At 45.3% G+C, this 10,003-nt stretch carries 13 protein-coding genes and 1 pseudogene; 9 read left to right on the top strand and 5 right to left on the bottom strand.

Translation table 11 applies throughout. The annotated features are described in order from the left end of the window. Window positions 1-40: 40 nt before the first annotated feature. From ACE1CD_RS12685 to ACE1CD_RS12695, 3 genes and pseudogenes are all read left to right on the top strand, one after another. Complete coding sequence (locus ACE1CD_RS12685) at window positions 41-1,297, top strand: site-2 protease family protein (protein WP_374824453.1); 1,257 nt, start codon at window positions 41-43, stop codon at window positions 1,295-1,297. Window positions 1,298-1,506: 209 nt separating this feature from the next. Next, window positions 1,507-1,632: a hypothetical protein gene (locus tag ACE1CD_RS12690; protein ID WP_374824479.1), complete on the top strand. Its 126-nt coding sequence runs from the start codon at window positions 1,507-1,509 to the stop codon at window positions 1,630-1,632. Window positions 1,633-1,648: 16 nt separating this feature from the next. Next, window positions 1,649-1,963 (top strand): annotated as a pseudogene (locus ACE1CD_RS12695) (DUF4278 domain-containing protein); the annotation flags it as partial. Between the two features lie 34 nt (window positions 1,964-1,997). Here ACE1CD_RS12695 and ACE1CD_RS12700 read toward each other — a convergent pair. From ACE1CD_RS12700 to glnA, 4 genes are all read right to left on the bottom strand, one after another. Next, on the bottom strand, window positions 1,998-2,783 hold the full coding sequence (locus ACE1CD_RS12700; RefSeq protein ID WP_374824456.1) for a lipoate--protein ligase family protein: 786 nt from the start codon (window positions 2,781-2,783) through the stop codon (window positions 1,998-2,000). 93 nt (window positions 2,784-2,876) lie between these two features. Next, a complete protein-coding gene (locus tag ACE1CD_RS12705) occupies window positions 2,877-3,374 on the bottom strand; it encodes a YbjN domain-containing protein (RefSeq protein ID WP_374793908.1) in 498 nt (165 codons plus the stop codon). A gap of 229 nt (window positions 3,375-3,603) precedes the next feature. Then, entirely contained in the window at window positions 3,604-4,503 is a 900-nt protein-coding gene (locus ACE1CD_RS12710; RefSeq protein ID WP_374824459.1) for a ferritin-like domain-containing protein, read from the bottom strand. Between the two features lie 326 nt (window positions 4,504-4,829). Beyond that, window positions 4,830-6,251, bottom strand: coding sequence for a type I glutamate--ammonia ligase (gene glnA, locus ACE1CD_RS12715; RefSeq protein WP_374793910.1), 1,422 nt, complete (start codon window positions 6,249-6,251; stop codon window positions 4,830-4,832). Between the two features lie 469 nt (window positions 6,252-6,720). Here glnA and ACE1CD_RS12720 point away from each other — a divergent pair, with 469 nt between their 5' ends. From ACE1CD_RS12720 to ACE1CD_RS12735, 4 genes are all read left to right on the top strand, one after another. Next, window positions 6,721-7,011, top strand: a complete 291-nt coding sequence (locus tag ACE1CD_RS12720) for a hypothetical protein (RefSeq protein WP_374824462.1) — start codon at window positions 6,721-6,723, stop codon at window positions 7,009-7,011. Window positions 7,012-7,250: 239 nt separating this feature from the next. Beyond that, entirely contained in the window at window positions 7,251-7,760 is a 510-nt protein-coding gene (apcB, locus tag ACE1CD_RS12725) for an allophycocyanin subunit beta (RefSeq protein WP_374793912.1), read from the top strand. A gap of 173 nt (window positions 7,761-7,933) precedes the next feature. Further along, a complete protein-coding gene (locus ACE1CD_RS12730) occupies window positions 7,934-8,128 on the top strand; it encodes a type II toxin-antitoxin system HicA family toxin (RefSeq protein ID WP_374824465.1) in 195 nt (64 codons plus the stop codon). Further along, window positions 8,128-8,334: a type II toxin-antitoxin system HicB family antitoxin gene (locus ACE1CD_RS12735; protein WP_374824468.1), complete on the top strand. Its 207-nt coding sequence runs from the start codon at window positions 8,128-8,130 to the stop codon at window positions 8,332-8,334. The genes ACE1CD_RS12730 and ACE1CD_RS12735 overlap by 1 nt, the downstream gene beginning before the upstream one ends. 75 nt (window positions 8,335-8,409) lie before the next feature. Here ACE1CD_RS12735 and ACE1CD_RS12740 read toward each other — a convergent pair whose 3' ends face one another. Then, window positions 8,410-8,643, bottom strand: coding sequence for a hypothetical protein (locus ACE1CD_RS12740; protein WP_374824470.1), 234 nt, complete (start codon window positions 8,641-8,643; stop codon window positions 8,410-8,412). A 232-nt stretch (window positions 8,644-8,875) separates the two neighbouring features. Between ACE1CD_RS12740 and ACE1CD_RS12745 the strand changes: the two genes are divergently transcribed. Both ACE1CD_RS12745 and ACE1CD_RS12750 read left to right on the top strand, forming a co-directional pair. Beyond that, window positions 8,876-9,595, top strand: a complete 720-nt coding sequence (locus ACE1CD_RS12745; protein ID WP_374824473.1) for a hypothetical protein — start codon at window positions 8,876-8,878, stop codon at window positions 9,593-9,595. Between the two features lie 16 nt (window positions 9,596-9,611). Beyond that, window positions 9,612-10,003, top strand: a 392-nt coding sequence (locus tag ACE1CD_RS12750; protein ID WP_374824476.1) for a tetratricopeptide repeat protein, incomplete at its 3' end; no start/stop codon positions are given.

The raw sequence follows: 10,003 nt of genomic DNA on the forward strand, positions 1-10,003 counted from the left end.
GTAGCAATTAGTTTGATAAAACAGTAAAGGAAAATTTTTTATGCAGGCAGGCTGGAGAATCGGAACTATATTTGGAATTCCACTATACATTGACCCATCGTGGCTAATTATATTGGGTATTTTCACATTTGCGAACGGGTATAACTTGCAAGAAGCTTATCCACAATGGAAATTGGTTACGGTCTGGGGGATTGGCTTTTCGATCGCTATACTCCTGTTTGCCTCGGTACTGTTGCACGAGTTGGGTCACAGTTTGGTAGCGCGATCGCAGGGTATTAAGGTTAGCTCAATTACCCTGTTTCTTTTTGGTGGAATTGCTTCGATCGATCGAGAATCTCAAACACCTGGTTTGGCTTTTCAAGTAGCGATCGCAGGGCCTTGCGTGAGTATAATCTTGTTTGGGTTACTGAATCTGCTAAGTTATCTATTGCCAGCGTTGAGTCCCGCTGAAGTTTTAGTTGCACATTTGGCTAATATCAATTTAGTGTTAGCTTTGTTTAACCTCATTCCCGGTCTTCCGTTGGATGGCGGACAGATTTTGAAAGCAGCAGTATGGAAGCTCAAAGGCGATCGCTTTCAAGGTATCCATTGGGCAGCCCGCACCGGACAAATTTTAGGATGGGCAGCAATTATCTTTAGCGGTTTGAGTTACATAATCACATCAGAACCCGGTATACTTTGGATTGGGTTACTGGGCTGGTTTGTCTTGCGGAATGCCAGCGCTTACGACCAAATTACTAACTTGCAAGAAAGCTTGTTGCAGCTAACAGCCGCAGACGCTATGACGAGAGAATTCCGCGTTATCGATGCAGATATGACGCTGCGCCAATTTGCAGACGATTACCTCCTGCAAGCCACCCAGCCGGAGGTTTACTTTGCGGCCTCGGACGGTCGCTATCGTGGTCTGGTCTCGCTGGATGATTTTCGGGCGCTGGAACGCAGCGAGTGGGAGACTCAGACAGTTCGCAGTATTGTCAAGCCTTTGGATGCGATCGAGACTGTGGAAGAAAAGACACCCTTGGTAGAAGCGATCGAGCGCATAGAAAGCGACAAATTATCCAGAATTACAGTCCTTTCACCCGCAGGCGCAGTCGCTGGGATTATCGATCGCGGCGATATTGTGCGAGCAATGGCCCAAAAGCTGAACATCAAAATATCAGAGGTTCAAATCAAGCGGATCAAAGAAGAAGGTATCTATCCCCCCGGATTACCCATTCCAGCGATCGCCTCAGCAGCCGCAGAGTCAGTCCCTACGCAAACTAAGGAACCCCTCTCAATCTCAAAAGCTACGGACTAGGGGCTAGGGTGCTCTTTTGTCAACAACTGATGATTATTTAATTGCCAAAAATGCGCTAATTATGGCAAGGGATCGTATATTAGTAAGGTGATTGCAAATCTATTTGTTTCAGATTTCAGATTTGCTAATGCTGCGGACAAGCTGCTCTTAGCTTGCTTCTCTGAAGGACTAAGCCCACTCTCAGGCCAGACATTAACGAAAAATTTGAAATGGCAAATCTAAAATCTGAAATTCTCAGTAAATACGCTTTGGCTTCTATGGCAAGAGGTATTAAAAATGCAACTTTTTTTCCTCATCCCTCTGGCAATAGTGCCAGTCGCACTATTCATCTTTAAAAATTCGGCTGATGAAATGGCCTATCTCTCAGCTGCCATTTCAGTTGTGGGCTTAATTTTGAGTTTAGTTTTAGCACCTTGGCAGATTCAGATATTTCTTTTAGCTGTTGTGGCGATCGCGACCAGAAAACTTTGGTTGTCAGCGCAGCGCCAAGAGGAATCTCTGCCAGAAAAGGACATCAAGCTCAGTTATCGGGGCCTCAACTACGAACATAATCCTCCGGAAGTTAAACTGACTGGAGATGAGATTAAAGGAAAATATCGCGGTCAAGTTTGGAAATCTCCGATCGTAGAAGAACCAACTATAATTGAGCCAACCTTTACGCTCAAGTATCGAGGCGCTAGCGTTAACTATCAAAAATCAGTCACGGGAGCGATCGCACAGACTGATGTTCGGGAAAAACCTCCCGCATTGGCTGCTCCAAAATTGCCTGCCATTCTAACTCGGACAGAGCCTGCATCTGAAATTCAACCTGAAAACAACGCGCAGCCGCAGCAATCAATTCCTCCACAACAATTTGGATCGGGGCTTCTGCCCGTTGAATAATAGGGATGTCGATCGGTGGCGGTATAGCAGTCTCAAACACTTGGGCAAACAAGATGGGATCTTGCTGTAAGCGTATGGAACCGTGCTGCAAAATAGCATTACCGCGATAAAGTTGAGCGCTACCGATCAACTTGGATTTATCTGCTAATACTAAATCGGCAGCGGTGGCTGTGCCAAAACAATTGGGGTTGTGAATATAGCCGCGTCCAGCCAAACCGTAGTGTAACTCGATGCCGAGCGATCGCCAACCCGCAATCAAAAATTCGCAAAGGTGTTGATAAACTTGGGTGCGACTGCCACTCACTCCAGAAGTAACCACAGTGTAAGTTAAATCTCCTTGGTGCAGGACAGCTCGCCCACCGGTAGGACGCCGTACCAGTTCGATCGGTTGTCCTTGCCAAGTCAGGTGCTGCCAAAATTGCGGCCACTGACGCTGATGATAGCCTAAAGAAATAGCCGGTGGATTCCAAGTGTAAAACCGCAAAGTGGGAGGATGGACACCTTGACGGTGCTGTTCGAGCAACCACAGATCGATCGCCATCTGCACTCTACCCGAAGCTTCAAACAGAGGTATTAAACGCCAAACAGGTTTGTCAATAATCATCAGTCAGTTCTAATAATTTCAGATTTCAAATTTTAAATTGCAGATGCAAATAAAATTGCAATTTAAAATTTGAAAAATTTGCATAACCGATGACTATTGACCGAATTGTTCCTGCAAAAATTCGTCGTTATTATCTGCGATCGTAGCCACAATCGTAATAGCACGAGAAACTTCACCGGGGGAAAGCTCAGCCACAGTACGAGATGTTATGACAACAACTTGCTCGTTTACTATTGCGAAACGAGCCTCAAAAGTCTCAGCCCCGTTCATTTCCAAAAGCTTACGCATCAATTGCGTTTCGTTTTTAGCAGGTAAGTTTAGCACCGAAGACCACACAGTCAAGGTGTCATTATCTGTCGAACCGGTGAGATGTACAAACACTTCAACAGTACCGTACTTAAACTTCCAAATCTGACCGGCCTCCGTTTGGCTGACCATTGCACTGTCTTCCTGTGCCATGCTGGAGATGACGGTTTGAATCACCTCAACGTAATCTATTCCCGTTGTTTCCTCCAGAAGCTCGTCTACTAGCTCGTTGCTGGCTAAGGTTTGAGTAGCAACCGTTTGCGGATCTGGCTGGTAGCTGGTCATAAAAATTTCTCTTTGCGCTTCGTTTGGGTGTGCCTCAACCAAATTTATCGCTTCTGGGTATCCTCTGGCGCACGATCGCGAGACTAAAGATCGCTTTTGAGTGGTAGATATATATAGACATCTCCAAAAATTATGGTGGGGTAGGCATCCTGCCTACCTTTGAGATTCTATTGGAGGAGATGTCTAATGAATGAGAACTGTTATCCGATTCCCTCGATCGATCGCCATTCTAAGCAGTAGCTTTCTTCGGCTTGTCAGAAGGGGGATTTAAGCCGCTCAAGAACATGGGGACAAATTTTTCCATAAATGCCTTTGGATCGCGGTTCCAAACTCGCTGAGCTACCTCTAGCCTAGTAAACTGCAATTCGGGTGCGAGTAAAGTTTGGGGTATGCGTTCCATCAGGTATTGGGGACGTTCCCACAGGGGCATAGTGTTGGCTATTTCCAGCAGGTTTTCCAAACGGCGGAGTTCGGCACCCAGGACAATATCCATACCTGACTCGTAAGCTGCTTGTTCGATCGCAGCATATTTCCGCTTAGCTTGCTCAACTTTTTGTCGGTGTTCCGGACTTTTGTCGGCTAGTTGCGCCAGCCATCGATTGCCCCAGCGAACGTGACCCGCTTCTTCTGGGAAAATGCGCTCAATAGTTTCCCTAATTTTCACATTTTCCTCTGTCTGAGGAGCGTCTTTGAGCGCGTGTATGTGGGCAGAGAAATATTCGCAACCTCTTTTTTCAGTAACGTTAATGGCAGCTAGAGAAGAAATTACAAAATCGTCTCTATCTTTGGTTGGATCTTTCTGGTCTTTATCTAGCAGACGCTCAAATTCGTTGATATAGGAAGTACCGGGGGGCGTATTTACCTTCGCTCCCAGATCTACCAACAGGTCTGTTAACCACATAGCATGACGCGCTTCGTCACAGATGTGATGAGAGAGGTCGCGGATCAGTTCTGCCGGTTGTCCGTCCAGTTCTTCGATTACTTCCGTGAGGTCTTTGCAGCTGCGCTGTTCGCTGTAGCGGTAACGGTTGAGGGTGATTAAATGCACTTCGCGATCGCTCACTACTTGCTTCATTATTTCGCGAGCGCCAATGCTATTTCGCAGCTTACGCGGGTATGCAACTGTCATAAATATTTATTGCGTTTTATGAACAACTGTTTCGATCCTAACTCAGGTTTTTATTTACGAATCGAAGCTAGGGGAAAGAGGTTAGGGGTTAGGGGAAAGAGGTTAGGGGAAAGAGGGAAAGGGGGAAAGAGGGAAAGGGGGTGGAATTAAAAATGTCCTAAATGATGAGGGCGGTTGCTATGCAAAAAACCACCCGATCGCGATCGAGTGGCTTAGGCATTTATAACTATTGTGCGGGGGAGGGAGGGGGAGAGCGGGAGAATTAATCTTTTCCCTTTTCCTTCTCCCTCTTCTTTTTGACTTTTGACTTTTGACTTTTGACTTTCTTAGCAATCGTAGTAGAGAGAGAACTCATAAGGATGAGGACGCAGACGCATCGGGTTGACTTCCTTATCCAGTTTGTAAGAAATCCAGGTTTGCAGGAGGTCTTCGGTGAATACGCCACTTTCAGTCAAGAAAGCGTGGTCTTTTTCCAAAGCTTCCAAAGCGCCTTCCAAAGAACCGGGGGTGGAAGGAACCTTCGCCAATTCTTCTGGACTCAGTTCGTAGATATCCACATCCAGAGGTTCGCCTGGGTCAATTTGATTCTTGATCCCGTCTATCCCGGCGCAAAGCATGGCAGCAAAGGCCAAGTATGGGTTACAAGTAGCATCCGGACAGCGGAATTCCAAGCGCTTCGCTTTGGGATTGTTGCCGGAGAGGGGGATGCGGATGGAAGCAGAACGGTTACCTTGGGAGTAAGCCAAGTTCACTGGTGCTTCAAATCCAGGTACTAACCGTTTGTAGGAATTGGTGGTGGGGTTGGTGATTGCCAAAAGTGCAGGAGCGTGCTTGAGTAAACCACCGATATAATGCAATGCCATTTGGCTCAAGCCAGCATATCGATCGCCTGCAAACAAAGGTTGTCCGTCTTTCCAGATGGATTGGTGGGTGTGCATACCGGAACCGTTGTCTTGGAAGAGGGGTTTCGGCATGAAGGTGACGGTTTTACCGTATTTTTTGGCAACGTTTTTGATGACGTATTTGTAAGTCATCAAGTAGTCGGCTGCTTCTACCAAGGTTGCAAAACGAATACCCAGTTCGTTCTGACCGCCTGTAGCTACTTCGTGGTGATGCTTTTCAATTGGTACACCGCACTCTGCCATTGTCAGCAGCATTTCCGTCCGCATATCTTGCTGGGTATCGGTGGGTGGAACTGGGAAGTAACCTTCTTTGTAGCGAGGCTTGTAGGCAAGGTTACCGCCAGCTTCTTCTTTGCCAGAATTCCAACGACCTTCTACTGAGTCTAGGTAGTAGTAGCCTTTGTTTTCGGTTTGGTCGAAACGAACATCATCGAAGATGAAGAATTCAGCTTCTGGGCCAAAAAAGGCCACATCGCCGAGGCCGCTGGAAATCAGGTAATCTACTGCTTTTTGGGCAATGGTACGGGGGTCGCGGTTGTAGGGTTGGTCGGTACGGGGTTCCTTGATGCTACAAATCATGCTCAAGGTTTTTTCTTTCATGAATGGGTCGATCCAGGCTGTGGTGGGATCTGGCACCATTGTCATGTCGGATTCGTTGATGGCTTTCCAACCCCGAATGCTGGAACCGTCAAAGGGTACACCGGCATCAAAGGAGCTTTCGTCAATTTGGTTGTAATAGAACGAGCAATGCTGCCAGATTCCTGGCATATCGATGAATTTCAGGTCGATAATCTTGATGTCTTGTTCTTTAATCAATTGCAAGACTTCTTCGGGGGTCTGGGGCATGGAATGGCTCCTTCAATTTTTGTACTTGCTTAAGTCTGGATACTGATGATGAGCGGTAGTGAAGGGTCAGGTCAAGGGGAGTAAAACTTAAATTTTGTTTAATTTACCGTTGAACTGAACGGGATAACTTTGCCTGAGTCGAACTGACACTAAAAAATAACTGCTCTTGCCTTTCCAGTCTGGGGCAACTTTGGCCTTGGGAGAGGAGGGACTGAGCTATGTGAGGTTTTAGCCTGTGCTGCTAAAGGCAGCTCTCCCGTGATTAACGCCTAAAAGCTCATAGTACCTGCATCATCCTAAAGACAGAGCAGACAATATTTTGTATTTTTAGCTACAAATTTTTTGTATTGTAGGACGACAAAATTTAGAAAAAGTTAAAATTTGTAGCTAAATTGACAGAATGCTGTTTTGCGAGTCGGTTTGACCTGTAGAATCGTATCAATAACTACAGTTTATCGTGGCAATAACAATGGCTTTTAAGATGCAGGCAGATTTCGATCGACAAGAAGCGCTCCAATATCGTGCGGGACAGCGTGTGGAACTGAAGCAGCGTCCGGGTGTTGTTTATACGATCGCAGAATACGACCCGATGATGGTGCCCCCGATCTGGTTGACGAATGACCCGCAGCCGCGTTATCCAGAGGAGTTGAATGCGATCCCCACTCAGGTGATGGACTGGTTCAGACCACAATTGCGCGGTAGAGTGCAGTATCCTGTTTGTCGGTTGAACGATCGCTCCAAAGAAAAAGCCCTTGTTTAATCCCGCACTCCCAAGGAATCTACTGCGCGATGCAGCTAGAGGGGGATCGTTTTGTTGTAAACTACAATCGGCTATCTATGCCACGCGGAAACGATTGTGCTTCCAGGCTGAGCTTTGTCAATGTGGAGCGTAAGCCTTGAAGGTGGCGTGCTTGTTCTGTAGTTAGTAGGACGCTCAGCACGCAGAGGTAATTGTGCAATAGCAAAACCCCCGATAGTAATCACTGGGAGAGCAATTTCATGCGGGACGCAGTAACAAATCTGATTAGAAATTACGATGTCACCGGTCGCTATTTAGACCGCAATGCCGTCGATACGCTAAAAGCTTATTTTGAGACGGGTACGGCGCGGGTTGCCGCAGCTGCTGTAATTAACAGCAATGCAGCGTCAATTGTCAAGCAGGCTGGTTCGCGGTTGTTTGAAGAACTGCCGGAATTAATCCGTCCTGGTGGAAATGCTTACACGACTCGTCGCTACGCGGCGTGTCTGCGCGATATGGATTATTATCTGCGCTATGCTAGCTATGCTTTGGTAGCAGGTGATAATAATGTTCTGGATGAGCGCGTGTTGCAAGGGTTGCGGGAAACCTATAATTCTTTAGGTGTACCGATCGGCCCCACCGTGCGCGGTATCCAAATAATGAAAGAAATTGTGAAAGAACAAGTAGAAGCAGCCGGAATCGTAAATACGGCATTTGTAGGTCAGCCGTTTGACCACATGACTCGCGAGTTCAGCGAACAGGATGTCTAATTCTGTAGGCTGAAATCGCAGCGATCGAATAAAAATCTGCCTGCACTAATAGAAAAAATAGAGCGATCGAGCTTTTTTCCCTGGTGAGGGAATGAAGTGCGATCGCTCAGTAAATTTTGGATGAAAGGATTTTGGATTGAGGCAAATGAAATAATTCATTTGGCATAATTAAGATGAAAGTAAGGGATGTAATAAAAATTTTAGAAAATGATGGGTGGTATCTTGCTAGAACAAAAGGCAGTCACCGTCAATTTAAACATCCAATTAAGTTAGGTGCTGTTACAGTGTCAGGTAAGTTGAGTGTGGATGTACCTATTGGCACGCTAAAAAATATTTGGAGGCAAGCTGGACTGGAGGAAGAAAGCTAATGCGTTACGCCATTGTAATTGAAAAAGGCGAGACAAGTTACGGGGCTTATGTTCCAGATTTACCAGGATGTGTGGCGGTTGGTGAAAGTTTGGAAGAAGTGAGGTTGCTAATCCGGGAAGCGATCGAATTTCATATTGAAGGTTTGCGGGAAGATGGTATAGACGTTTCTGAACCTACCTCTATTTGCGAATATGTGGAAGTGTAATAATTAGAGATAATTTTTAGGTATGTTGTTGCGCTTTAGCGCTAAATCGTAACAACATACCTTGGCGCGATCGCGTTATTCTTCCTCATTTTCTAACAAATGCCAAATGAGGAAACAGACATCAAGTAAAATACCTAAACCTGGAAACATTAGGTCGGCAATAGTGGCGATCGCAAATTCGATAACTGGAATTACCTTTTTTTTGATTTGTTTGGAATAGGCAGAAAATTCGGTTGATTTAATTTCTGCTTCGGGATCGGATAAAGATTTGATAGTTTGACTTTGTGGAGATTGCAAGGAAGATTTCATATTGCCTCGTCGGTTGAGTTTTTGTTTCTAAACTCATCAAACTCGGCTGATAAATGCGTTTGAAGCTAACAAATATATGCGTTTATATAACTTGTGTATAACTTTTGGGATAGTTATTTATATAAAGGTACGTAGTTGGGCTTGACGCCTCTTATACCAGGTTTGATAAGAGGGCTGAAGCCCAACTACGTACAAAGAATAAGATTAATCCCTTGAGTTATTAGCCTGCGATTTGAATCGCACGCGGGCCATATCGATCGCGTACACGCCCGATCGATCGCACAAAATGCCAAAATACAGAAAAATTGCTCGCATTCTGGCTATGTCGCGATCGCAAAAAGTTGCCCCCCAACACATAGAACGAGTTAAACAAGCGCGGAAGCGGTGCGGCTTTCCTAGCGTCCAGGCTTTCGCGACGGAAATGGGGAGAGCTTATGCTACCGCTAGCAAGTTCTTTAACGGCAAAGAAGTAGATTTTATTAATTTTGTCGAATTTAGCGAGAAACTGGGCTTAGATTGGCAAGAGATTACCAATGCCGAAGAATTGGCAGCTTCTACCCCCATTCTTAACGAGGCACAGGGGCAATCAATTTACGTTGCTAAAATGCCATCGGAAAATGCCAGTAATCAAGGAATTGACTCCAGTCGCTTTATCGGACGGGAAGCAGAACTGACCAAACTGCACCAACACACTACCCAAATAGCCAAGCCTCAACAGATAATGGATATAGGTCTTAGTGCTATCCCAAGCCAGAACTTAAATATCAATGAAAGAAATGCAAAGATTTTAAGCAGTTGCCAGGAAAAACTCTGTCAATTAAAAGCGGATCTTTATAAAGTACATGGCTCTGCGGCTAATGGAACAGTTAATATTTACCGCGAAGTAATACTTAAATTTATTAATGATATATCAGAAGCCGAAGCCTTAATTAACGATACTTTAAAAGAATAAATTTAGGAGTAAATTTATGAATAACAAAGATGACAAAAAAGATATTGCTGCTTGTGTCGCTGCCTTCATTACGCCTGCTAGCAGTGTAGCTAGTAGTGTAGCTGGTATTATTGGGCATTCTGCCTTTAAAGAAGATTCTCGTGAGATAGGTGATAGACAGGCAGAAGGAAATGCTTTAGGTAATTTGGGAATTGTTTATCAGTTTTTAGGAGAGTACCAGCAAGCAATCGCATACCTAGAGCAACATTTAGCAATTGCTCGTGAGATAGGTGATAGACAGGCAGAAGGGAATGCTTTAGGTAATCTGGGAATTGTTTATCAGTCTTTAGGAGAGTACCAGCAAGCAATCGCATACCTAGAGCAACATTTAGCAATTGCTCGTGAGATAGGTGATAGACAGGCAGAAGG

It is taken from the genome of Aerosakkonema sp. BLCC-F183 (genome assembly GCF_041929145.1).
Classification (GTDB): Bacteria; Cyanobacteriota; Cyanobacteriia; order Cyanobacteriales; family Aerosakkonemataceae; genus Aerosakkonema.

What these genes read in the sequence shown, in the direction of transcription:
- ACE1CD_RS12685 (WP_374824453.1), top strand. Translation starts at nt 41, where the DNA reads ATGCAGGCAGGCTGGAGAATCGGAACTATATTTGGAATTCCACTATAC.
- ACE1CD_RS12690 (WP_374824479.1), top strand. Translation starts at nt 1,507, where the DNA reads ATGGCAAATCTAAAATCTGAAATTCTCAGTAAATACGCTTTGGCTTCT.
- ACE1CD_RS12700 (WP_374824456.1), bottom strand. Translation starts at nt 2,783, where the DNA reads ATGATTATTGACAAACCTGTTTGGCGTTTAATACCTCTGTTTGAAGCT.
- ACE1CD_RS12705 (WP_374793908.1), bottom strand. Translation starts at nt 3,374, where the DNA reads ATGACCAGCTACCAGCCAGATCCGCAAACGGTTGCTACTCAAACCTTA.
- ACE1CD_RS12710 (WP_374824459.1), bottom strand. Translation starts at nt 4,503, where the DNA reads ATGACAGTTGCATACCCGCGTAAGCTGCGAAATAGCATTGGCGCTCGC.
- glnA (WP_374793910.1), bottom strand. Translation starts at nt 6,251, where the DNA reads ATGCCCCAGACCCCCGAAGAAGTCTTGCAATTGATTAAAGAACAAGAC.
- ACE1CD_RS12720 (WP_374824462.1), top strand. Translation starts at nt 6,721, where the DNA reads ATGGCTTTTAAGATGCAGGCAGATTTCGATCGACAAGAAGCGCTCCAA.
- apcB (WP_374793912.1), top strand. Translation starts at nt 7,251, where the DNA reads ATGCGGGACGCAGTAACAAATCTGATTAGAAATTACGATGTCACCGGT.
- ACE1CD_RS12730 (WP_374824465.1), top strand. Translation starts at nt 7,934, where the DNA reads ATGAAAGTAAGGGATGTAATAAAAATTTTAGAAAATGATGGGTGGTAT.
- ACE1CD_RS12735 (WP_374824468.1), top strand. Translation starts at nt 8,128, where the DNA reads ATGCGTTACGCCATTGTAATTGAAAAAGGCGAGACAAGTTACGGGGCT.
- ACE1CD_RS12740 (WP_374824470.1), bottom strand. Translation starts at nt 8,643, where the DNA reads ATGAAATCTTCCTTGCAATCTCCACAAAGTCAAACTATCAAATCTTTA.